The sequence below is a fragment of the Streptomyces malaysiense genome (genome assembly GCF_000980885.2).
GTDB classification, from domain to species: domain Bacteria; phylum Actinomycetota; class Actinomycetes; order Streptomycetales; family Streptomycetaceae; genus Streptomyces; species Streptomyces malaysiense.
The window spans coordinates 17,622-40,890 of record NZ_LBDA02000013.1 but is presented as its reverse complement, the minus strand read 5'-3'; the positions used below and the strand labels follow the sequence as shown (position 1 = coordinate 40,890).

The 23,269-nt window shown below is 70.2% G+C and carries 18 protein-coding genes and 2 pseudogenes; 13 read left to right on the top strand and 7 right to left on the bottom strand.

Going from position 1 to position 23,269, the window contains the following annotated elements; genetic code table 11:
• The 5 genes and pseudogenes from VT52_RS07605 to VT52_RS07590 form a co-directional block, all read left to right on the top strand.
• Window positions 1–426, top strand: a 426-nt coding sequence (locus VT52_RS07605; protein WP_143070849.1) for a transposase family protein, incomplete at its 5' end; no start/stop codon positions are given.
• A gap of 183 nt (window positions 427–609) precedes the next feature.
• Window positions 610–902: pseudogene (locus VT52_RS35375) on the top strand (transposase); the annotation flags it as partial.
• Between the two features lie 390 nt (window positions 903–1,292).
• Entirely contained in the window at window positions 1,293–3,908 is a 2,616-nt protein-coding gene (locus VT52_RS07600; RefSeq protein WP_240509680.1) for an SdrD B-like domain-containing protein, read from the top strand.
• A 138-nt stretch (window positions 3,909–4,046) separates the two neighbouring features.
• Window positions 4,047–4,859 carry a hypothetical protein gene (locus VT52_RS07595; protein WP_046427604.1) on the top strand — a complete coding sequence of 271 codons (813 nt, stop codon included), beginning with the start codon at window positions 4,047–4,049 and terminating at the stop codon, window positions 4,857–4,859.
• Between the two features lie 93 nt (window positions 4,860–4,952).
• Window positions 4,953–5,403, top strand: a pseudogene (locus VT52_RS07590) (alpha/beta fold hydrolase); the annotation flags it as partial.
• A 142-nt stretch (window positions 5,404–5,545) separates the two neighbouring features.
• Here VT52_RS07590 and VT52_RS07585 read toward each other — a convergent pair.
• On the bottom strand, window positions 5,546–7,141 hold the full coding sequence (locus VT52_RS07585; protein WP_046427603.1) for an FAD-dependent monooxygenase: 1,596 nt from the start codon (window positions 7,139–7,141) through the stop codon (window positions 5,546–5,548).
• Window positions 7,142–7,244: 103 nt separating this feature from the next.
• On the opposite strand from VT52_RS07585, the gene VT52_RS07580 reads away from it, so the two are divergent.
• Window positions 7,245–7,781, top strand: a complete 537-nt coding sequence (locus VT52_RS07580) for a CGNR zinc finger domain-containing protein (RefSeq protein WP_053055718.1) — start codon at window positions 7,245–7,247, stop codon at window positions 7,779–7,781.
• Window positions 7,782–7,943: 162 nt separating this feature from the next.
• On the top strand, window positions 7,944–8,123 hold the full coding sequence (locus tag VT52_RS07575; RefSeq protein WP_046427601.1) for a DUF5670 family protein: 180 nt from the start codon (window positions 7,944–7,946) through the stop codon (window positions 8,121–8,123).
• Between the two features lie 289 nt (window positions 8,124–8,412).
• Here VT52_RS07575 and VT52_RS39540 read toward each other — a convergent pair whose 3' ends face one another.
• The 3 genes from VT52_RS39540 to dnaE form a co-directional block, all read right to left on the bottom strand.
• Window positions 8,413–8,691 carry a hypothetical protein gene (locus VT52_RS39540; RefSeq protein ID WP_338059184.1) on the bottom strand — a complete coding sequence of 93 codons (279 nt, stop codon included), beginning with the start codon at window positions 8,689–8,691 and terminating at the stop codon, window positions 8,413–8,415.
• Window positions 8,692–9,887: 1,196 nt separating this feature from the next.
• Window positions 9,888–10,247 carry a DUF6300 family protein gene (locus tag VT52_RS07565; protein WP_046427599.1) on the bottom strand — a complete coding sequence of 120 codons (360 nt, stop codon included), beginning with the start codon at window positions 10,245–10,247 and terminating at the stop codon, window positions 9,888–9,890.
• Window positions 10,244–13,846, bottom strand: a complete 3,603-nt coding sequence (gene dnaE, locus VT52_RS07560; RefSeq protein WP_046427597.1) for a DNA polymerase III subunit alpha — start codon at window positions 13,844–13,846, stop codon at window positions 10,244–10,246. The genes VT52_RS07565 and dnaE overlap by 4 nt, the downstream gene beginning before the upstream one ends.
• A gap of 398 nt (window positions 13,847–14,244) precedes the next feature.
• On the opposite strand from dnaE, the gene VT52_RS37500 reads away from it, so the two are divergent.
• Together VT52_RS37500 and VT52_RS07555 are read left to right on the top strand one after the other, a co-directional pair.
• The gene (locus tag VT52_RS37500; protein ID WP_143070848.1) at window positions 14,245–14,436 is read left to right on the top strand and encodes a hypothetical protein; all 192 of its coding nucleotides are present in this window, start codon (window positions 14,245–14,247) and stop codon (window positions 14,434–14,436) included.
• Window positions 14,437–14,765: 329 nt separating this feature from the next.
• On the top strand, window positions 14,766–15,653 hold the full coding sequence (locus VT52_RS07555; RefSeq protein WP_338059183.1) for an LmbU family transcriptional regulator: 888 nt from the start codon (window positions 14,766–14,768) through the stop codon (window positions 15,651–15,653).
• Window positions 15,654–15,747: 94 nt separating this feature from the next.
• On the opposite strand, the gene VT52_RS07550 is transcribed toward VT52_RS07555, so the two are convergent.
• The 3 genes from VT52_RS07550 to VT52_RS07540 all read right to left on the bottom strand — a co-directional run bounded on the left by VT52_RS07550 (window position 15,748) and on the right by VT52_RS07540 (window position 19,725).
• Window positions 15,748–16,392 carry an FMN-binding negative transcriptional regulator gene (locus VT52_RS07550; RefSeq protein ID WP_046427595.1) on the bottom strand — a complete coding sequence of 215 codons (645 nt, stop codon included), beginning with the start codon at window positions 16,390–16,392 and terminating at the stop codon, window positions 15,748–15,750.
• Between the two features lie 49 nt (window positions 16,393–16,441).
• Window positions 16,442–17,788, bottom strand: a complete 1,347-nt coding sequence (ccrA, locus tag VT52_RS07545) for a crotonyl-CoA carboxylase/reductase (RefSeq protein ID WP_046427593.1) — start codon at window positions 17,786–17,788, stop codon at window positions 16,442–16,444.
• A 353-nt stretch (window positions 17,789–18,141) separates the two neighbouring features.
• Entirely contained in the window at window positions 18,142–19,725 is a 1,584-nt protein-coding gene (locus tag VT52_RS07540; protein WP_046427590.1) for an acyl-CoA carboxylase subunit beta, read from the bottom strand.
• A gap of 299 nt (window positions 19,726–20,024) precedes the next feature.
• Here VT52_RS07540 and VT52_RS07535 point away from each other — a divergent pair, with 299 nt between their 5' ends.
• The 4 genes from VT52_RS07535 (at window position 20,025) to VT52_RS07520 (ending at window position 23,241) form a co-directional block, all read left to right on the top strand.
• Window positions 20,025–20,528, top strand: a complete 504-nt coding sequence (locus VT52_RS07535; RefSeq protein ID WP_046427589.1) for a hypothetical protein — start codon at window positions 20,025–20,027, stop codon at window positions 20,526–20,528.
• Between the two features lie 68 nt (window positions 20,529–20,596).
• Window positions 20,597–21,460 (top strand): DUF4097 family beta strand repeat-containing protein, encoded by an 864-nt coding sequence (locus VT52_RS07530; RefSeq protein WP_046427587.1) that lies wholly within the window; start codon window positions 20,597–20,599, stop codon window positions 21,458–21,460.
• Window positions 21,461–21,502: 42 nt separating this feature from the next.
• The gene (locus VT52_RS07525) at window positions 21,503–22,456 is read left to right on the top strand and encodes an ATP-binding cassette domain-containing protein (RefSeq protein ID WP_046427585.1); all 954 of its coding nucleotides are present in this window, start codon (window positions 21,503–21,505) and stop codon (window positions 22,454–22,456) included.
• On the top strand, window positions 22,453–23,241 hold the full coding sequence (locus VT52_RS07520) for an ABC transporter permease (protein ID WP_046427583.1): 789 nt from the start codon (window positions 22,453–22,455) through the stop codon (window positions 23,239–23,241). Before VT52_RS07525 ends, VT52_RS07520 begins: the two co-directional genes overlap by 4 nt.
• Window positions 23,242–23,269: the final 28 nt, after the last annotated feature.

Genomic DNA, 23,269 nt, shown 5'->3' with positions numbered 1-23,269 from the left:
CGAGCGCCTCACGGCGCACACTCCTCCAAGCACAGACGGCACGGAGTGAACGTGCAGGTCGTCACAGATCCGGCCGGGGAGATCCTGTGGCTGTCGCCGGCGCTGCCGGGCCGGACCCACGACCTGACGGCCGCCCGCACCCACAAGATCATCCGAATCTGTGAGCGCCAGGGCGTCCCGATCCTCGCCGACATGGCCTACATCGGAGCCGGAGACTGGGTCACCACCGCCAAGCGCCGCCCGTCCAACGGCGAACTCACCCCCACCGAGCGGACCGTCAACCGGGCCCTGTACGCGGCCCGGGCACCCGTCGAACGCGGAGGCGCCCGCCTGAAGTCCTGGCGGATCTTCCGCGGAGCGCGTTGCAGCCCCAACCTCATGGCCGTCATCGCCAAAGCCGTCCTCACTCTGGAGAGGCAACGCTGAAAGGGCTCCATGTAAGGATTGAGTCATGGCAAGACCCTCCCGTTACCCGCTTGAGCTGCGCCGTCGTGCGGTGCGCATGGTCGCCGAAGTGCGCGATGGCGATCCGCGACGAGCCCTACCGAGCACTCCCCATCCTGGGCGTCACCAACGATCCGGACACCTTCGGAACTTGATCAAGCCCTGAAGAAGTACCCGGCGGTCATCCGGCTCTGCGAGAACGCCTGGGCCGAGTTCGTGCCCTTCCTCTCCTTCGACGTCGAGATCCGCAAGGTCGTCTGCTCGACGAACGCGATCGAGTCCGTCAACGCCCGTATCCGCAAGGCCGTTCGCGCCCGTGGCCACCGTCCCGACGAGGCCGCGGCCATGAAGTGCGTCTACATGGCGCTGATGAGCGTGGACCGACCGGCAGCCGCAAGCGATGGGCCATGCGCTGGAAGGCACCCCTGAACGCCTTCCAGATCGCCTTCGAAGGCCGACTCACCCCGCCGCCGACTGACCCCCTGCAAAACCTGGATCGGCCGTCTACTGGGCACACCCGGCGGAGATCGTTGGGCAAGGGATCACTGGAATCGGAATTCATAATTCCAAAACGATCTTGCTTGGGTTCCCTTTAAGCTCACTGGAGGCGGCCCACCAACTTGACGCGTTTCTCTCGGAGTTGGGCAGCAGACCCTTCTGAACGATGAGAGCAGGGGATGACACAGACAAGTGAACAACGGAACGGCACCGCGCGCGGGCCGGGGCGGCGGAGATCAGGGGTGCTCGGTCTCCGTGCCCTGGGGGGCGTTGCGGCGCTCGTCTTAGGTATCGGCAGTTGCTCGCTGGTGGTGGCCCCGGCGGCCTATCCGCAGGCGGGGGACGGATCGGTGACGGTCCGGGTGATCCGGGCCGTGGACACCAGCGGCACGTGGACGCCCGCGCTGGAACCGGGCATCGCGGGCGTCACGGTGACCCTCACCGATGACGCCGGAACCAGCATCGACGGGATCACCGCGGCCGACGGCACGGTGACACTGGCGCCGGCCGAGAGCAAGGCGACCGGCGGCAAGTACCGGGTACAGGTGGTGAATCCGAAGCCGGGCGTGCTGTTCCCGGCCTTCGCCTCGCGGCAGGGGCTGGACGGTGCACCGACCCGGCTGAGCAGCAACGAGGAGTTCGTCGACCTCTCGGGCGGGAAGAACGTCTCCTACACCACCGGGCTGTGGAACCCGGGTGACTACTGCCAGAAGAACGCGCCGTTGGTGGCGACCTGCCAGCCGACCAGTAACGAGGGCGGGGGCAAGCGCACGCTGGTCTCCTTCCCGTACAGCGCGCGCGGCCAGGAGGGCTCCAGCGGCAACAACACCGCGACGACCCTCGCCACCAACGCCGACACTGGCACGCTGTACGGCATCGCCTGGAACAGGGCCGACAAGCGGGTCTTCTCCTCCGCGCTGGCCAAGCGCGGCACCGACTACGGCCCGGGCGGACCGGGGGCGGTCTACGTCACCGACCCCGCGCAGAACAAGACGAGGCTCTTCACCACCGTGCCGAACGCGGGCGGCACCGTGCACGGGCCGGGGACGGACGACGCCTTCCTCGACGTGCCCGGCAAGGAGAGCCTGGGCGGCATCGCGATCACCGACGACGGCAAGGACCTCTTCGTCGTCAACCTGAACGACCGCAAGCTCTACCGCTACGACGCCTCCGCGGCGACGGCCTCGGCGCCGAAGGCGTCCTACGCCATCCCGGACCCGGGCTGCCCGGCGGCAGGGGACTGGCGCCCGTTCGGCCTGGGCATGCAGGACGCCACCGGCTACGTCGGCGGGGTGTGCTCCGGCCAGTCCACCGGCAAGCTCACGGACATGCGCGCCGTGGTCCTGCCGTTCGACCTCACCACCGGGGCATTCAGCAAGCCGGTGCTGGACCAGCCGCTGGACTACCCGCGGCAGTCGACGGTCGGCGGGGGGCCGTGCCCCGGCGCGGGCTGGTTCCCGTGGACCAGCACGTACCCGACCACGCAGAACGGCAATGCCTGCGGTACGAGCACGATCGCCAACCCCGAACCGGAGTTGGGGAAGATCCTCTTCGAGACCGACGGCTCGATGCTGCTCGCCTTCCGCGACCGCTTCGCCGACCGCGGTCCTGGCGCCCCCGCGCCGGGCTCCGTCGCCAACGTCATGTCCGGCGGCGACCTCAACAAGGCATGCCTGTCGAACGGCAGGTACGTGATGGACACCAACGACGGCTGCGGGCTCTCCCCTCGGGGCACCCGTTTCTTCGACACCACCTGGGGTGGCCACCGCAACACGGCGTTCGCCGGGATGGCGCTCTCCAAGGCCGAGAGCACCATCGCGGTCTCCTCCTTCGACTCCAACCACCAGGCATTCGGCTACGGCACGTCGTTCCTCGAGCGCAAGGACGGCACTCAGGACCCGCAGTTCGGCCTGCGCCTCACCCCGGCGAACACCAACGCACCGTTCGGCAAGGGCGCCTCGATGGGCGACCTGGAGGTGCTCTGCGATCAGGCGCCGCTGCAGATCGGCAACCGGGTCTGGTACGACCCGCAGCGCACCGGCATCCAGGACCCGGGCCAGCGACCGGCGGCCGGGGTGACGATCCATCTGTACGACGAATCAGGCAAGTTGGTCGGCACGACGAAGACGACGGCGCGGGGTGAGTACTACTTCGACGACTCCGACGTCACCGGCGGGCTCAAGCCGAAGACCGACTACATCATCAAGCTCGACAACCCGGCCGACTACGCCAAGGGCGGTCCGCTCTACGAGTGGGTGCCGACCGACGCGAACGTCGGGACCAACCACTTCGTCGACTCCAAGGGGACCGTGCCGCCCGGTACTGCATATCCGGTGAAGGCGCTGACCACCGGCGGTCCCGGCGAGAACAACCACACCTACGACTTCGGCTTCCGGCAGCAGGAGGGTGTGCTGCGCGTGCTCAAGCACGGCCAGCACGGCAACCCGCTGGCCGGGGCCAAGTTCCAGCTGTGGAAGGAGACGAACGGCACCGACGGCCTGCAGACCGACGGGTCGAAGCCGGACACCAAGGTCGGCGACCCCTGCACGACCGGGGCCGACGGCATCTGCCAGGGCAGCGGCACGGTGGGAACGTACTACTGGCAGGAGACCAGCCCGCCGGCCGGCTACGCCGAACCGGCCGTGCCGGTGTTCGGGCCGCTGGTGCTGACCTCCGACAACCTCGGCACCGGAGTCTCGGTCACGGCGGTCAACCAACCTCTGCCCGCCCCGAGCTCCAGCTCCACGCCGGCACCGAGTGCGTCGCCGGCACCGCCGCTGCCGACGCCGCCCGCAGCGGGCGCACCGGGTGCACAGCCTCCGGCGGGCTCTCCGTCCGGCTCGCAACTGGCCTCCACTGGTGTGAGCCAGGAGCTTCCGCTGGTCCTGGCCGGCTGCGCGGTGCTCGTCGCGGGTGGCACGGGGCTGCTCGTGATGGTCCGCAGGCGCAGGGGCCAGCACCAGTAACCCCTCCTCTGCGACGGCCGGTGCCCGGCGTGCCGGCCGTCGCACAGATCCGGATCGGGTGGGTTTGCGGACCGGTGGTCCGCGGCCCACCCGACTGCGACCGATCGACGAGAGAGACCGATGAGAGAAGGCGACCGCATGGCTCGGAAGACGAAGACCGACGGCCGTGCGCCGCGTCGGACTCGCTGGCTCAGAACACTGGTCGCGATCGCGGTGTGCGGCGCCGCGGTGGTCGGCGTGGCCGCCTACCGGAGCCTGGCCGGCAGCAGCGCCGAGCGGCCGGTCACGATGGACGAGGCGTCAAGGCTGGCGCTGTCGCGGCTGAACCTGTACCAGGCCAGCCCGGTGTCGGTGACCCTGACGGCCGCCGAGGGCGGCGGCGTGGTGCTGCGGGTCAGCGGCGTGGTGGACTACCGGACCCACCACGGCGTGGGGAGCTACCAGACCACCGGGTCAGCCGGATCGTCCGCATCCTCCGCCGCGCCGCTCGACCACGGCCTGATCGTCTGGGACAGCGACGGCCTTGGCCTGGCACCCGCGCTGGACGGCAGCCCGTCGTGGCAGCAGGCCGAGCACATCCCGCGCTCGGGCTGGTCCCCGCGCTCCTACACGACCGACCCCCTGGACGCCGGGCTCCAGTTGCTGATCGAGCTGGGCGCCGACCGGCCCGACAACCAGATGCTGCTCGCCCAGTCCGGGGCCCGCTGGCTGGGCCGCGACCGCATCGCCGGCCGCGACTACGACCGGATCGCCGGGCCACGCGCCAAGGGCACCACACCCGGCACCGGTCCCGACGGCGGGCGGTCGCCGCTGACCTACTGGGTGGACGACAACGGCGGCCTGCGACGGGTGACGATGCGGATGCCGGGCCTGGGAACGCCGACCACCCTGGAGTTCACCGGGCACGACGGCAGCGCCAAGCTCCCCGAGGCGCCGTGGGCCACTGGCTGACCGCCGCCCGCCGGTTGGCTTGTGGCCGGTGCGGCCAAGCACGACCTGGTGCGCCGGCTGGGCGCGGACGAGGTGATCGACTACCGCGCGGTGCGGTTCGAGGACGTCGTGTACCTGAGCGCGCCCGAGAACGCCACCGCGCGGAGGCAGGGCCTCGGCCTCGGTGAACCCGGGGCGTTGGGGGCCGTGCGGATCGACCCGCTCTCGTCGGACCCCGCCTATGCCGAGGAGCTGCGGCAGACCTACTACCACGACACGCCCGCCGACCGCTTCGACCGCTGGCGCTCCGCGCTCAGCCCCGATCTGCCGCCGGCCGTCCCGGCGGCCCCCGTCGTCCTGACCGCGTCGCGGTGGGGTCGTATCCCGCGTATGCACAATGCGCTGCGCGCAGGACCGGGCACTGCCGACGTCCGTACAGGACCTGATGATCGCGGAGGCCGACCGGGCCCTGCCGGGCGAGCCGTTCACCGTCCGCACGCTGGTGGGCGGCCACAGCCCGTTCGCCGCCCGCCCGCAGGAACTCGCCGAGGCCCTGGTCCGGTGAACGGCCGAGGCTTCCTGCTGCCGGTGGTGCCGAGCGCGGCCTTCGTACGACTGCCCGACGTCACGATCGCGCAGACCGTCGCTCCGGCCATCCGGTCCGTTCGTTTTCCGGCGCCCGGACGACCGAACCGTCTCAACGGGAGTCACGGCGCCGCGAGTACACGCCGCACCAGGGCCGGAAGGGTTGCCAGGTCCGTCGGACGGACGCCGCGCCAGGCGATGTGCCCGTCGGGGCGCACCAGGAGTGCGGCATCCGCGCGGCCGGCGGCGCCGGCCAGGCGTGCCCACTGCCCGGGCACCGCCTCCCGCCGCGAGGCAGTACGGACGCCGCGGAGCGCGAGCGGAATCCCCGCCCGCCGTACGGCCTCGGCCTGCGGCTGCCACAACGGGTCGTCGTCGGCCGTGAGCAGGGTGAAGCCGGGGCCGACGAGGTCGAGGGTGGACGTCACGTCCGCGGCACCCGCGGCGGTGAGCCGGACGTGGGGCACGCGCTCCCCCGGCCGGCACCCGGGACGGCAGCCGGCCGGGTCCAGCACGCCGGGGCGATCGGCGTGTTCCGGGCCGGGGACGACGGCGGCGGAGCGGTAGGCGGCGGTCAGGAGGAGTTCGTCGTCGATGCGGTAGCCGGTCCGGTCGGCCGCGTTGGCCGTGGAGATGTCGATGACCTGGCGGGCGAGCGGGCGCCGTTCGGTCTCGTAGGTGTCCAGGAGGGCTTCGCCGGCGTGTCCGGCGGTGACGGCGGCGAGTTTCCAGGCGAGGTTGTCGGCGTCGCCGATGCCGGTGTTCATGCCGTGTCCGCCCGTCGGCGGGACGACGTGGGCGGCATCGCCCGCCAGCAGGACCCGTGAGCGGCGGTAGGAGCCGGCGAGCTGCGCGTCCATGCGCCAGGTCATCGTGTCGCGGACCGTCACGTCCAGGTCCGGGACACCGGCCGCCGTACGGACGAGCCCGGCCAGGAACCGGTGGTCCGTCACGTCCGCCGCCGTACCCGGATCTGCTGCCGTACCCGGGCCCGCGCCGAGCGGGTACTGGTAGATCCAGTGACGGTCGTTGTCGACGGCCATGAAGCCGCCCCGCCCGGGGACCGTGAGGAAGTACGAGGCGCTGGCGCGGTCCGCCACCACCTCTCCCAGGGGCGCCTCGAAACGGATGCTCAGGTACCGCCCCAGACCGGTCGGACCCTCCATCACGATCCCGGCCCCCGCGCGCACGGCACTGGAGGCACCGTCGCAGCCGACGAGCCAGTCGGCCCGCAGCCGGTACCGGCGGCCGCCGGCCCGCTCCTCGAGGACGGCCCGTACGCCGAGACCGTCGTCGCAGAAGGAGACCAGCCGGGTACCGAACCGGACGCGGGGGCCGGCCAACTCCTCGGCGCGCCGCAGCAGCAGGGGCTCCAGGACGTCCTGGGAACAGACGAGTCCCGGTGACGGCGTGTGCTCGGGGCCGGGCTCCCGGAGGGGACCGGTGCGGACGTAGTCGGGGTCGACCAGGTCGCGGCCCCGGTAGAAGGAGACCTGCTCGGCCGGCAGCCCCGCGGCGCGGACCGCCTTCTCCAGCCCCATGCGCCGGAAGATCTCCATGGACCGGGCCGAGACACCTCGGGCCTTGGGATGACGCGAGGCGGCCGGGCGGGACTCGACCAGCACGTGGTCCACCCCCTGACCGGACAACAGGCAGGACAGCACCAGCCCTACGGGCCCGCCTCCGACGACCAGCACGGACGTGTGCGACTCGGCCACAGCGGGCCCCCTCTTCCACCTGCACGATCAACCAGTAACGTCTAAATCTAATTTAGACGTTACCATGGCGAGGCGACACCGCCTCCTGAAGCGGGAGAGACCCATGGACCACCGGCTCGCCGACGACAACCCGCGCGGCCTGTACTTCCTGACCGACCTGGTCAACACCGTCCAGGACGGCGGCGGAGCCACACCGCAGGGACTCGAAGCCGTGGTGGAGGCACACGGCGGCCCGCCCCTGCGGCTGACCGAGACCACCGCCGAAGAAGTGCGCCAAGCCGCGGCGGTCATCGCCGGCATCCTGGACACCGAGGACGAGGGCAGCGCCGCCGAGGCGATCAACACCCTGCTCGACCGGTACCCCGCCCGGCCCCGACTGGTCCGCCTGCCCGAACGCCGCTGGTCGCTCCACACCGCGCCCCCCCACCACGGACAGCCGGCCCGATGGCTGCTGTCCACCGCCGCGCTCGCCCTGGCCCTCTGGCTCAGTGAACGCGGCCACTGCGCATGGGGCCGCTGCGCGGCACCCGACTGCGACCGCTACTTCATCGACACCGGGCGCCGCGCCCCGCAGCGCTACTGCTCGACCCGCTGCGGAACCCGGGTCCGGGTCGCCGCCCACCGCGACCGCGGCCGATGACCGACCGGTGCGCGCCGCGTGTGCGGTGCGTGAGGCGGGGGAGAGGGGGAACCGTCCAGGGCACACGGCGCGCACATGCCCCTCACTCCATAGAAGTAACTCATACTTTGTGTGCTTGTAAGAGTGAAGTAAGGGCATCCGGTGGCCAGGAGGCCGATAACGATGGTTCCCCTGATTCTTGTTCTTCTTCTGGCCCTGATCGTCTTCGGCGCGGGCTTCGCCCTGAAGGCGCTGTGGTGGATCGCGGTGATCGTGCTCGTCGTGTGGCTGCTGGGCTTCGTCGTCCGCTCCGCGGACAGCGGCGGCCGCAAGGGCCGCTGGTACCGCTGGTACCGCTGGTAGACAAGACACCCTGCGCGAAGAGCGCACCCCGCACGAGCCCTGAAGCGCCGGAAGGGACCGGGCCTATCGGCCGCACCGCAGGGTATGCGAGCCTTGCACCGGCCCCGCAGACCCGGCAGCGGAACCCTGCTCCTCCTGTCCGTGGGGTTGTTGCCATGTCCCGGAGGCATCGGGTTTGCGGCAGGCCGTGCGCATGCCCAAGCCCTCTCCCGAAGAGCCTGACAACGCCCTCGTCCCCGAACCGCCGCATGCTGGTCCCGGGCGGCGCACCCGCGCCGCCGTACGGCCTTCAGGCGGTCCGTGTCACTGCGGCGTGCAGTTCGCGTACGCCGCTGGTGCGCAGGTGCCGTCCGGCGAGTTCGTCGACGATACGGCGGATCGCGGGCCGGTCGCGGACCTCGCCCGGGCTGGCCCGGTAGGCATCCAGCATTGCCCGGGCGGTCCGTTCGGGCCGCTGCCAGGCCCACCAGGCGCGCGCCATGTCGGTGCCGAGGCGGGCCCTGCGTTCGGCGGTCGGGAACTGCCCGGGGCGTAGGTTCTTCCCGGCGTCGCCGAGCGCCCAGTGCACGCCCACCGTGTACAGGTCGACGGGCCGGGCTGATGGCGAACAGCCGGCCGGGTGGAGCGGCCTGGGCCAGGCGGCGGGTGGCGTGGCGGGCGTCCTCGGTCATCGCCAGGGCTTCGGTGCGCTGTCCGGCCCGGGCTGCGGTGTAGGCCAGGGTGCAGAGCATCTGCGCGTAGGCGGCTGCCGTGGCGTCGCTGCGTAGCCTGGTCGCTTCGAGGCCGTCGGCCGCCGAGGACATCAGGCGCTGAGCGGCGCTGTGCTGGTCCTGGTGGCGCGGTGCGATGGCCAGTTCCCGTGCCGCTGCCGCCGCTGCGAGTGGAGAGCCGGAGATCTCGGCCCAGGCACGGGCACGGTCCGCGGTGAGCCGCGCTCGGCCGTAGGAGCCGAGCTTGACGAGGACGACGGAGGCGAGGCTGTAGACGGTGGAGAGCCGGGCCTGGTCGAGGCCGCGGCGGGAGCTGGCTGCGTGGTGGGCGTCGGCGAGCAGGCCGGGCAGTACGGCCAGGAGCCGTGCGTGCGCGCCTTGGTCGTACAGGGAGCGGGCGCCGGTCAGGCGGTGGTCCAGTGGCCCGGCGCCGGGTGGGGCGGGGGTGTCGGCCAGGGCATCGTCCAGGCCCATCAGCAGGGCGACGGGGCCTGCGGCCGCCGTGGCGGTGAGCAGCGTACGTCGGCGCATGGGGTGATCCTCGGCGTCACGCTGACTGGCCGTCACTCTAGTGGCCGCCGTGGCGGCAGTGGAGCGTGGCGCGAGGGATGTCATGAGGATGTGTCGGGGGACGCCGACTTCCTGGGCGGCACGGTGCAGCAGGGCCAGGTCGGCGACTTGGGTTCGGCGTTCCGGACGGGAGACGGTCGCGGGCAAGCAGCCGATCCGGTCTGCGAGCGCGGCCGGCGTCCGGGCGCGGTGCCGGCGTCCGATCCGGATGAGCGCGCCGGGGCGCCGCTGCGCTGCCAACCGCAGTGCTGTCGTGCTGTTCCAGAGCGGGTCAACGGGCACGCGTCCCTCCCACACCGCACACATGGGGGCTGTCCACGCTACATTCACACCCCCAGACGGCGCCCCCGCGAGCGGACCGCCACGCGGGGGCGCCGTCGTGTCCGCGCAGCCGCGATGTGCGGACCTCGTGGCGGTGAGCCACCCGGCGACACACCACACCGTCGGCACCCCGGGCCGGGAAGGCATGTCGGTACGGCTGTCGTCACAGGTCGCCTCGCTGCCACCGCTCGTGCTCGGTGGCCAGGAGGTCGAGATCGACACGCTCCTGTCGTAGTGATTCGACCCACGCGGCGACCATGCCCACGAAGGGCGCGAGGCCGGCGGTGTCGGGTTCGTGGCGGGACGTCAGGAGCCCTGACAGGGCTTCGGCTTCCGTCCTTTCCTGGTCGCAGACCGGGCACAGGGTGCTCTCTCGCAAACCCTTGAGGATGTTTCCGTTGCCGCTGGTCCAGGAGTACGGGAACCGGACCTGCAGTACGGTCGGTCCTTCGCACCGGGTGCAGGGGGGTGTGGCGCCGACTCGCAGGTGGATCGCCTCGTCGCCGGCGCTCGGGTCGGTCATGCGACTCCCCGCCATGCGTCCGGGCCGAACGAACCCTTGATGTCGGAGGCGATCGTGGTGGCGTTCACGGTGGCCCGCAAGCGGTAGACCGTCGTCTTCCGCGTTCCGCGGACCGAGAGGTGGACCGGGTTCTCGCCGGGGTGGGCCCTCACGATCCGCCCGAGTTCGCTGATCGCGGGCTCGTTGACGCGGTAATAGGGCAAGGTGAGCGCTACCGGGGCCGCGCCGGTGCGTTCCGCCGAGGCGACGTCGAGTACGCGCAGTTCCTGTCCGAAGAGGCTGACCGTGCCGTCCCGGTCGTTGACGCGGCCCTGGACGGACACCACGCCGTCCTCGGCCAGGGCCCCCGCCACGAGTTGGTAGGCGGCGGGGAAGAAGAGGACCTCGATCGTGCCGTCCCGGTCGGCGAGGTCGACGATCGCCCAGTTGTTGCCCTGTTTGGTCATCTTCAGCTGGACGCCGGTGATCAGGCCCGCCAGGCGCACGACGCCCTCCGTGCGGCCGGAGGACAGCAGGTCGACGATCGTGGTGTCGCGGTGGGCGGCGAGGATGTTCTCGGTGCCGTCCAGCGGGTGCGCGGAGACGTAGAGGCCGAGCATCTCGCGCTCGGTGGACAGGAGCCGCCCCCGCGGCCACTCGTCCTCACCGATCTTCAGGTCGAATCCGAACCCGGGGTCGTCCGCACCTCCCCCGGCACCGCCCAGGCCGGCGAACAGGTCGTCCTGCCCGTACGCGGCCGCCTTCTTCAACGGCACGACCGCGTCGACCGCCGTCTCGTGCACGGCTGCCAGTCCCTTGCGGGTGTGCCCGAGCGAGTCGAACGCGCCGGCCTTGATGAGCGAGTCGACGGCCCGCTTGTTCAGCGCGGGCAGGTCGACCTTGTCGAGGAAGTCCTGGAACGAGGTGAACCTCCCCCGGGCCCTCCGTGCGGTGGTGATCGACTCGATCACGTTCTCGCCGACGTTGCGCACCGAGAGCAGGCCGAACCGGACGTCGTCGCCGACGGCCGCGAACTCGGCCGCGGATTCGTTCACGTCGGGCGGCAGGACGGTGACGCCGAGCTTGCGGGCGTCCGCCAGGTAGACGCCGGCCTTGTCCTTGTCGTCGCCGACGGAGGTGAGCAGCGCGGCCATGTACTCGGCCGGGTAGTTGGCCTTCAGGTAGGCGGTCCAGTAGGAGACGAGTCCGTATCCGGCGGTGTGGGACTTGTTGAAGGCGTAACCGGAGAACGGGAGCATGACGTCCCAGATCGCCTTGGTCGCCTCCTGGGAGTAGCCGTTGCCCGTCATACCCGCGTGGAAGTTCTTCCACTCCGCGGCCAGGACCTCGGGCTTCTTCTTGCCCATCGCGCGGCGCAGCATGTCGGCGCCGCCGAGGGTGTATCCCGCGAGCGTCCGGGCGATGGCCATGATCTGCTCCTGGAAGATGAGCAGGTGGTGGGTGCTCCCCAGGATCGGTTCGAGGACCTCTTTCAGCTCCGGGTGGATGGGGGCCGGCTCCTGCTTGCCGTTCTGCCGCAGCGCGTAGTTGGTGTGGGCGTTGGCGGCCATCGGGCCGGGCCGGTACAGGGCCAGGGCGGCCGCGATGTCCTCGAACCGGGTCGGTTCCATCAGCTTCAGCAGCGCGCGCATGCCGCCGCCGTCGAGCTGGAACACGCCGAAGGTGTCGCCCCGGCCCAGCAGTTCGAAGGTCTTCCGGTCGTCCAGGGGGATGACGGTGGTGTCCGTGTCGCCGTTCAGCGGGTCGACGGTGGCGAGCCTGACGCCGCGGTTCTCCCGGATGTTGTGCAGCGCGTGGTCGATGACGCCCAGGTTCCTCAGGCCCAGGAAGTCCATCTTGATCAGGCCCATGTCCTCGCACGACGGGTAGTCGAACCCGGTGATCTTCACGCCGTCGGAGGCCCGCATGTGCAGCGGGATGCGGTCGGTCAGCCTGGTCTTGGACAGGATGACCGCGGCCGCGTGGACGCCGGTGCCCCGGGTCAGGCCCTCGACGCCCTTGGCGGTGTCGACGACCTTCCGCACGTCCGGTTCGTTCTCGTAGATCTGCCGGATCTCGCCGGCCTCGCCGTAGCGCGGGTGCTCGGGGTCGAAGATGCCGTCGAGCGGGATCGACTTGCCCATGATGTCCGGGGGCAGCGCCTTGGTGATCCGCTCACCGTGGGAGAAGGGGTAGCCGAGGATCCGGGAGGAGTCCTTGATCGCGTTCTTGGCCTTGATCTTGCCGAACGTGTTCACCATGGCGGTGTACGCGTCGCCGTACTTCTCGGTGACGTAGCGCACCATCTTGTCGCGCCTGCGGTCGTCGAAGTCGAGGTCGACGTCCGGCGGGTTGATGCGTTCGGGGTTGAGGAACCGCTCGAACAGCAGGCCGTGCTCCAGCGGACACAGCTCGGTGATCCGCGTCGCGTACGCGACGATCGAGCCGGTGGCCGAACCGCGGCCCGGCCCGACGGGCACGCCGTTGTCGCGGGCGTACCTGCAGATGTCGGCGACGACGAGGAAGTACGAGGAGAACCCCATCGGGCCGATGACCGACATCTCGGTCTCGAAGCGCTCCAGCACTTCGGCCGGGACGGGGTCGCCGTAGCGCATGGCGAGCCCTTTGAGGACCTCCTTGCGCAGCCACGACTCCTGCGTCTCCCCCGCCGGCACGTCCGGGAACCGCGGCATCTCGTCGACGTAGTCGAAGACCTCGTCGTACGGACCGGTCCGCTCGGCGATCAGCAGCGTGTTGTCGCACGCCTGCGGCAGTTCGGCGAACAGGGCCCGCATCTGCTGCGCGGTCTTCAGGTAGTAGCCGCTGCCGTGGAACCGGAGCCGCTTCTCGTCCGCCTTGTTCTTGCCGACACCGATGCACAGCAGGTTGTCGTGCGCGTCGGCCTGGCCCTCGTGGACGTAGTGCGCGTCGTTCGTGGCCAGGAGCGGGATGCCGAGCTCCTTCGCCAGCCGCAGCAGCCCCTCCCGCACCTGCCGCTCGATGGGCAGCCCGTGGTCCATCAGCTCCAGGAAGTAGTTCTCCTTGCCGAAGATGTCCTGGTAGGCGGCGGCGACCCCGCGGGCCTCGTCGTACTGGTTCAGCCGCAGCCGGGTCTGGACCGCGCCGGAGGGGCACCCGGTCGTCGCGATGACGCCCTCGGCGTGCTCGCTGATCAGTTCCATGTCCATCCGCGGCTTGCCCGCCGGGAACTGGCCGGTGTAACTGGCCTCCGTCGAGAGGCGGAAGAGGTTCCGCAGGCCCTGGGCGCCCGTCGCCCACATCGTCATATGGGTGAAGCGGCCACCGCCGGACACGTCCTTCGAGCCCTCGCCGTCGTCCGACACGGCGCGCTGCCCGCCCGGTCCCCAGAACTCCCGCTTCCTGTCGCGCCGGGACGACGGAGCGACGTACGCCTCGATGCCGATGATCGGCTTGACGTTCTCGAACCCCTTGGCCACCTGCTGGAACTCGTAGGCTCCGAACATGTTGCCGTGGTCGCTCATCGCGACCGCGGGCATGCCCTGCTGCGCGACCTCGGCGAACATCGGCTTGAGCTTCTGGGCACCGTCGAGCATCGAGTACTCGGTGTGATTGTGCAGGTGGACGAAGGACCGGGACATGGCTTAGCACCTCCGCGAGAGGCCGGGGGCCAGGGGGAAGCGGGCAGCCTATCCGCCCCCCGGACCGTCACCGGCCTCCCACGCCATCGAACTGGACACCGCGCTCGTGCACTTCGCTGACCTGCGACTTCCGAGCGAATGGATCCGCTTCGTGTCCCGCTGTCCGAAGGAGATCGGCGGCGAGCGGCGGCCTTCGGCCACCCGTCCGTGACCCGTTGCGGCATCGAGCATGGCCAGATGTGAGCGGTCGGCTCCAGGCGCGTCGGGACCGCCCGGCGGCGCCGGCCGGCCGTGCCCGCGTGTCTCCTCGCCGGCCTCGTGCGGGCGGGTACCTGCTCCGAACGCGCCGAGGCGGTTTCGGCCCGGACGGACTGACCGGTCACACGGGTGAACGGGGTGTGCCGGCGCGGAGGGTGGGCGGCGCGTACCGGGTCGTCGCGGTCGACCGCGCGGGCACGGCGCCGGCGAGCGGTGCCGGCGAGCGGCGCCCGCCGGACGTGTCCCGTGCCGCCTGTATCGCCGGTGTCATCGGCGATGTCGTCGCCGACGTCGTCTCCGGCGGGGAATTCCCGGCGTTCCTTTCCGCGTGAATGGACACCGCGCGCTGTCAGGTCTTCTCCGCGGCCTCGTCCGAAGTCTCCGCGCGGTGCATACGAATCGTGGTGAAAGTCGATCAGGAATACCGAGGACGAACTGCGGGACTTTCGTGATCACTTCACGTGTCCCCGTCCTGAGGCGATACGTCGCGGGCACCCAGAAGGCGACATCGTCTGAAACGACGAAGACCTCCCCGGCGCACGTCGGGCTCCGGTCCCGGGCCGCGCGTCGACGGGCGGTGCTGGGGATCGGTGGCCGAATCCTCACCGCTGGACAGCCCTTACGGGTATATTTGCACCCTCTTGGCGCGAGAGTGAGCGCCATGCGTCAGCCGCGCTACTCTCAGTCATCGACCTGGGCAAGTTGTAGACCATCTCCACGGTCCCCTTGCCACCGAATCAGCGTTCGGGTTCCACTCGTTGAGCACACTTCAAAGCGGAGCATTGGCGGAGTAGGCAGTCGACGTCCTCGTTCCCCACCCCCGTCTCCTATTCGTCCTGGCGATCTCTTCCTTGCGCGGAGGCAAGTGATGAATTCAGCGAGCAGTTCCTTTTCTCCGACGGGTGCTAGGACCACCCACTCCGAGGTGCCGGTCCAGCAGCGGAGACGGGCCGGCTCGGACGGGCGACGCGGTGAGGTTCTCACCACACGCGTGGGCCTGCAGATGTCACCGAACCTGACCTTCGACGCCTGGCAGCGGGCGGGCAGCCAGCTGGCGGGGGTGCTCGACTCGTCGTCCTGGTGGTTGGGCGACTGGCTCGTGTACGGGAAGGACCACTACTCCGATCGCTATCAGATGGGCATTCGTACGGCCGGCCTGAAGTACCAGACCCTGCGCAACTACGCGTGGGTGTCCCGGAGGTTCCAGATCCAAAGACGCAGAGCCGCGCTGACGTTCCAGCATCACGCCGAGGTGGCCTCGCTTCCCTTCGACAGCCAGGAGAAGTGGCTCGACGACGCGGAACGCAAGGGCTGGACGACCAAGCAGCTGCGCAACGCCATCAAGGCCAGCGACAACGTCGAATCCCTGAGCACGGCTCGGGCGGACCCGGCGCGGCAACTCGCGCTCCCCGGCAACCGCATCGAGCGGTGGCGCCAGGCGGCGGAGCACTCCGGCGTCGATTTCGACAAATGGGTTCTCGTCACGCTGGACAGTGCCGCCGGTCAGATCCTCGAACACGACGAGGACATCGCGGCGCTGAGCGCCTGAGTCACCGCTCCGCCGGCCGTCCCCCCGTACGCGCGAGGGGGGGACGGCTTCGTCGTACCCGGCATCGGCCGGGCCGCCTCCGGTCGGCCGTCGGTCACGGGAGCCGGGCCATCAGCTCCGCCGTCTCGCGGTGCCGTCCGCAGGGGCGCTCCGCGAAGGCGTCGTGGACCCGGTCACGGACGTGCGGCTGCTGCTCCTGGCTGAGCTTGAACATGCCCTCGGCGCCGGTCACCTCGACCCGGAACGCGCCGACTCCCGGCAGCAGCTGGTCGAAGTACGCCTCGGACTCCGTCATGTCCCAGCCGGTGCCCAGATCGCTCTCGAAAGCCCGCACCGTCGACTTGACGACGTCCAGGGTGTCCTGCGCGGACGTCAGCTTCTCGACCGTGCCGTGCACGTGGACCGCGGTGAAGTCCCAGGTCGGCGCGGCGGGTGACTTCTCGTAGACGGTCGGTGAGACGTAGGCGTGGGGGCCGGTGAACACCAGGAGGACGGACTGTCCGTCCCGCAGCGCGGCCCAGTGCGGGTTCTGCAGGTTCATGTGCCCCAGCAGGGTGCCGCCTGACAGGTCCTCGGCCCACTCCCCGGTCATCCCGGGGTCGCGGATCACCGGCAGATGCGTCGCGTACGGCCCGTCCGCCGCGTCACCGTTGGTGACGCACAGGGCCAGCGGGTTGCGGCGCATGAGATCCACCATCCACGAGCCGTCCGGCTCACGGTACTGGGGTGGCACGAACATACGGAATTCCTCTCGGTGATGCTTCAGCGGCGATCGCTCGGTCGTCTTGTCAGCGGGACAGCGGGCCGCGGAAGAGATTGATCTGTTCCAGGTGCCGGTCCCTGAGTTCCTCGTCCTGGACTCCATGGCCCTCTTCGGGCGCCAGGCACAGCACGCCGACCTTTCCGCAGTGTTCGTTGCGGTGGACGGAGCGTGCGGCCTCTCCGGTTTCCGGGAGGGGGAACACGGCGGAGAGCGTGGGGTGCACCATGCCGCGTACGATGAGGCGGTTCGCTTCCCAGGCCTCGCGGTAGTTCGCGAAGTGGGTTCCCACAATACGCTTGAGGTTCATCCAGAGATAGCGATTGTCGAACTGGTGCTGGTACCCGGACGTGGACGCGCAGGTGACCACCGTGCCGCCGCGGCGCGCCACATAGACGCTCGCGCCGAATGTCTCCCTGCCGGGATGCTCCAGGACGATGTCCGGGTCCTCGCCGCCGGTGAGTTCCCTGATGTGGGCACCGAAACGCCGCCATTCGCCGGGATCCTGGGTGTTCTCGTCCTTCCAGAAGCGGTATCCCGCCTCGGCCCGGTTGATGATCAGCTCGGCGCCCATGGCCCTGGCGAGCCGCGCCTTCTCCTCGCTGGAGACGACGCACACCGGGACCGCGCCGCCGTTGAGGGCCAGTTGGGTCGCGTAGGAGCCGAGGCCGCCGCCCGCGCCCCAGATCAGCACGACGTCGCCCTGCTTCATGCCGGCTCCGTTACGGGACACGAGCTGCCGGTAGGCGGTCGAGTTGACCAGTCCGGAGGCGGCCGCCTCCTCCCACGTCAGATGGGCCGGCTTGGGCATCAGCTGGTTCGTCTTGACGAGAGCGAGCTCCGCGAGCCCGCCGTAGTTCGTCTCGAAGCCCCAGATGCGCTGGGCGGGGTCCAGCATCGTGTCGTCGTGGCCGTCGGCGGACTCCAGCTCCACCGACAGGCAGTGGGCGACGACCCGGTCCCCGGGCTTCCAGCCGCTCACGCCCGGCCCGGTGCGCAGGACCACTCCGGACAGGTCGGAGCCGAGCACGTGGAAGGGCTGGTCGTGCCGCTGCGCCCCGGCGACCGAACGGGCGTACCGTTCGAGGAACTTGAAGGTGGGGAGCGGTTCGAACAGGGCGCTCCACACGGTGTTGTAGTTGATCGAGCTGGCCATGACCGCGACGAGTGCCTCACCGGGTCCGGGTTCGGGGGTCGGCACCTCCTGGATGTGGACCGACTTGCCGGGGTCCTTCTCGGACGTCGCCATGCCGGTGAACATGGTCGTCTCGTTCTTCAGGACGACCGCGCCGCGATAGGAGTCCGGCACGGGCAGCGCGGCGAAGTCCTTCTCCCGCGCGCTGTCGGACAGCGCGGCGCTGACTATCTCTCTCATACCTGTTCCTCATCGGGTCGGTCGGTCGGGCCGGTCCGGGCCGGGCCGCTGGACGACGCGTCGTGTCGCGCGCGTCCGGCCGGGGCGGGGGCGACGGGGTCCCCCGGGGGGCGTGCCGCGCTCCGCGCGCCGGGCGGCGCGGACCGGATGCGGGCGGTCGGGCTGGACGTTCCGGTTCTCGGCGCCCGGCGGTCGGGGGAGGCGGAGCCGTGGGCACGGCCGCGCCTCCGGGGCCGGACGGCCGGGGCCGAGCCGGGGCCGGGCCCGGACCAGGGAGCAGGGAGCAGGGAGCAGGGGCCAGGGAGCCGGGTCCGAGCGGCGGCGGAGGATCGCGGTGACGGGCGCGGGCCGGTTCACAAGGGCATGTTCCCGCGCTCGGTACGGGTCAGATCGCGCTTGCTGCGCAGCATGCGCAGGGCGCGTGCCACGTGGCTGCGGGTCGACGAGGGCTGGATGACGGCGTCGATGTAGCCGCGGTCGGCGGCGACGTAGGGGTTGCACAGCCGGTCCTCGTAGTCGCGGCGCAGTTCCTCGCGCGCCGCGTCGACGTCGCCGCCGGCGGCCAGCACAGCGGCGAGCTTCTTGCGGTGGACGATGTCGGTGGCGCCCGCCGCGCCCATCACGGCGATCTCGGCGGCCGGCCAGGCCAGGTTGACGTCCGCGCCGAGGTGCTTGGAGCCCAGGACGTCGTAGCCGGCGCCGTAGGCCTTGCGCGTGATGACCGTGACCAGGGGGACGGTGGCCTCGGCGTACGCGTAGATGAGTTTCGCGCCGCGGCGGATGATGCCCGTCCACTCCTGTTCGGTCCCCGGCAGGAATCCGGGGACGTCGACGAAGGTGAGCACCGGCACGTTGAACGAGTTGCAGGTGCGGACGAAGCGGGCCGCCTTCTCCGAGGCGTTGATGTCCAGGCAGCCGGCGAGGTGCAGCGGCTGGCTCGCGACGACACCGACGGAAGCGCCCTCGATCCGGCTGAAGCCGACGACGATGTTCGGGGCGTACCCCTCCTGGATCTCCACGAGTCCGATGTCATCGACGACCTGCTCGATGACGTCACGCATGTCATACGGCTGCGTGGGTGACGTCGGGACGATGCGGTCGAGCTTCGGCCGCCGTTCGGCCTCCGAGTCGACGGCGTCGTCGGTCAGCGTCTCGGAGGGGTATTCGGGAGGGAAGGTGGCGTTGTTGTCGGGGAGGAACGAGAGCAGGTCCTTGACGTAATCGATGGCGTCCTGCTCGTCGGCCGCGAGGTAGTGGGCGTTTCCGGAGACGGAACTGTGCGTACGCGCGCCCCCCAATTCCTCCACACCTATTTCCTCGCCGGTCACCGCCTTTACCACATCCGGACCGGTGATGAACATGTGGGAAGTCTGATCGACCATGACCACGAAATCGGTCAGCGCAGGGGAATAGGCGGCCCCGCCCGCACAGTATCCCATGATGAGGGATATCTGCGGTATGACGCCCGACGCCTTCACATTCCGGTGGAATATCTCGGCGTACAGCGCCTGTGACACCACGCCTTCCTGGATCCTGGCGCCCGCGCCGTCGTTGATGCCGATGATCGGGCGGCCGGTCCTGAGCGCCAGGTCCATGACCTTGAGGATGCGCCGGGCGTGCACTTCGCCCAGGGAGCCGCCCATGAACGTGGCGTCCTGGCTGAAGACGCACACGGGGCGCCGGTCGATCGTGCCGTACCCCGTGACGACCCCGTCGCCGTAGTGTTCGCCGCCCCCGCCGTCGGTGCCCTCGGCGGATCTGCTCAGCGCGTCCAGTTCGACGAAGGACCCCGGATCCAGCAGTAGCTCCACCCTGCGGCGGGCGCTGAGTTTCCCTTTGGCATGCTGCCTGTACGTAGACTGTTCAGCCTGCTCGATCACGACCCCTTGACGTCGCTGAAGCTCCTTGACAGCGTTTTCTCGTTCGCGCACAGCCATCAGTATCCGTCCTCGACCAGAAACCCGAATCGTAAAGAATCAGTGACGCCCCGACACGCGGACGACTCTATTACCAAAATTCCAGGAAAGCAGTTGGTTGCCGCCCCCTGGACCATGGATCGGACGATGGAGAAATTGAATCCCCGAAAAAGGTTTGCCGTAAAGAGGGCCGTGCCGTACGTGTCCTGCCGCCAGGACACGGGTGACGTCGCCCCTGACGTCGCTCCTGACGTCACTACCGTCAGGATGTGACGTCACATCGCTTGCGGTGACGTCACCGATGACGCTACGGTGACGTCATGGACCTCGCGCCGCACGTCACGAATCTCAGCAGAGCGCTTGCCGCGGCCGGCACCGCCGGCGGCAAGGAGGCCGAGGCCTTCCTCGAGCGCTTTGCGATCCCCCTGGAGTCGGCCATCCGGCTCACCCTGTTGGAGGTGGTCTCGCAAGCCGCGGAGGAAATCAGCGCGGACCTGCCCTCTGGTTCCGTCGATGTCCGGCTGCAGGGCAGCAACCCGGGCTTCACGGTCACGACGACGGCGGAGCCGACGGCACATCAGGCGCCGGCACCGCAGGACAGCGCGCCCCTGCCGCCCCTGGCCGACGAGGGCCCGCTCGCCCGCATCACGGTCCGGATGCCGGAACAGCTCAAGCAGCACGTCGACGAGGCAGCGGGCCGGGAGGGCGTCTCGGCCAACGCCTGGCTCGTGCGGGCGGCCGCCGCCGCCGTGCAGTCGGCACGCCGCGCCCCCCTGGGCCGCGGCCCGCGGGTGGACCAGCGCCACCAGGGCTGGATCCGCTGAGCCCGCGGCACTTCGACGCCCGCCACCAGACCACCACCTTTCCCACCCCCACGCAGAAGGGCCTTGCCATGCCTGCTTTCGAGACTCCCAGCCCCATCTCCGTCGACCTCGACCTCGTCGCCGCCGAGATCGACATCACCGGCAGCGACCGCACCGACACCGTCGTGACCGTCCGTCCGGGAAACGAGAGCGAGGCGAGCGCGCGAGCCGCCGAACAGACCACGGTCCACTACCGGAACGGCAAGCTGGCGATCAGGACGCCGAAGCCGCGGCGCGGCCTGTTCTCACGGAGCCGCTCGGCCGAGGACGAGAAGGACTCGACCATCGTCGTCGCCATCGAACTGCCCGCCGGTTCCGACCTGTCGGGCGAGGCCGCTCTCGGTTACCTCACGGCCCGGGGACGCCTGGGTGAGTTCCGCTTCAGCTCCGCCTGTGGAAACGTGTGGCTGGAGGAGGCGGGCTCGCTGCGCGTCGACGCCGCCCTCGGCGACGTCAACGTGGGCCGGGTGACCGGCGGGGCGGAGATCACCACGACCCAGGGCAACCTCAAGGTCGACGTCATCGGCGGCGCCGCCCGCATCAAGAATCTCAGCGGCACCACGGCTCTCGGTGACGTCGCCGGTGATCTGCGCGTCACGGCCACCAACGGCGAGGTCTCCGTCGGCCGGGTGTCCGGCGACGTGGAGGCGAAGAACACCAACGGTGACATCTACCTCGGTGAGGTCGCGGGCGGGGAGGTCGACCTGGAGACCACCCGAGGCTCGATCGGCGTGGGCATCCCCGAGGGCGTCGCGGCGCACCTCGACGCGCGCAGCCTCCTGGGCGGCGTCTACAACGGCCTGCAGGACAGCGCCGCCCCGGAGCGGCAGACCGCCACCGTGCAGCTGCGCACCCGCACCGTCATGGGCGAGATCAAGATCCACCGAGCCTGACCCACACCACACATCGTGCAAGAAGTCACGGAAGGAGGGGACGTGACCACTCCCCCATCGGCCATCACCGTCACGGGCCTGAGCAAGTCGTACGGCGACAAGGTGGTTCTCGACGGCATCGACCTGGAGGTGGCGGCGGGTTCGATCTTCTCGCTGCTGGGTCCCAACGGGGCGGGCAAGACCACCACGGTGGAGATCCTGACCACCCTCATCAAGGCGGACGCCGGTGAGATCCGGGTGGCGGGCAAGGACGTGGTGCGCGACCCGGACGGGGTGCGCGGCGCCATCAGTGTCACCGGCCAGTTCTCGTCGGTGGACAACCTGCTCACGGGCAGGGAGAACCTCATCATGATGGCCGACCTGCACCATCTGGGCCGCCGGGAGGCACGGCGCAGGGCCGACGAACTCCTGGAGCAGTTCGACCTCGCGGAGGCGGGCTCCCAGCGCGCCCTCGCCTACTCGGGCGGCATGCGGCGCCGGCTCGACCTGGCGATGACCCTGGTACGGCGGCCGGCCGTCATCTTCCTCGACGAGCCGACGACCGGGCTCGACCCGCGCAGCCGGCACGCCATGTGGGACGTGATCCGGAACCTGGTCTCGGAGGGCGTCACCATCTTCCTGACGACGCAGTACCTGGAGGAGGCCGACCAGCTGGCGGACCTCATCGCGGTGCTCGACCAGGGCCGGCTGGTGGCGCAGGGAACGGCCACCGAACTCAAGCGGCGCGTCCCGGGCAGCTACGTGCGCCTGGAGTTCGCCGGGCAGCAGCAGCTGGAGCGGGCTCAGGACGTGCTCGGCGAGGCGCGGCGCGACAGCGGCGCACTCGCCCTGCAAGTGCCCAACGACGGCAGTGTCGGGGCGCTGCGGGCCCTCCTCGCCCGCCTGGAGGAGAACGCGGTCGACGTGGCCGAACTGACCGTCCACACCCCCGACCTCGACGATGTGTTCCTCGCCCTGACCACCGCTCCGCGCCGCCAGAAGGAGACTGCCCGATGAGCACCCTCAGCTACTCCGTGAGCGACTCGATGACGATGCTGCGCCGCAGCCTGCGGCACGGTATCCGGTTCCCCGCCATGCTGATCTCCAGCCTGGTGACCCCGGTCGTGCTGCTGCTGATGTTCGTCTACATCTTCGGCGGGGCCCTGGGGGCCGGGGTCGGGGGCGCCGCGGCCGGCCGCACCGGGTACCTGAACTACATCGCGCCCTCGATGGTTCTGCTGACGGTCTGTTACGGCGGCGGCAGCACGGCGGTGACGGTCAGCGTCGACCTGACCGAGGGCATCATCAAGCGCTTCCGCACGATGGCCATCTCCCGCGGAGCGGTGCTCACCGGGCACGTGCTGGGCGGGTTCCTGCGCACCATGGCCACGGTGACGCTCGTACTCGCGGTGGCGCTCGCCATGGGATTCCGCCCCACCGCCACCCCGGTCGAGTGGGCCGCGGCCATCGGTGTCCTCGCGCTGCTCAGCTTCGCGCTGACCTGGCTGATGATCGCCTTCGGCTCGGCCGCGAAGAACCCCGGCAGTGCCAACACCGCCGCCATGCCGCTGCAGATCCTGCCGCTGGTCAGCAGTGCCTTCGTGCCCACCGACTCGATGCCGGACGGGGTGCGCTGGTTCGCCGAGTACCAGCCCTTCACACCGGTCATCGACACGCTGCGCGGCCTGCTGATGGGCAGTGCCATCGGCGACAGCGCCTACATCGCGCTCGGCTGGCTCGTCGGCATCACCGTGGTCGGCTTCGTCTGGGCCCGCGCCGCGTTTCACGCGCGAGGACGCTGACCGCTGCCACCGCACCGTACGAGAGCCA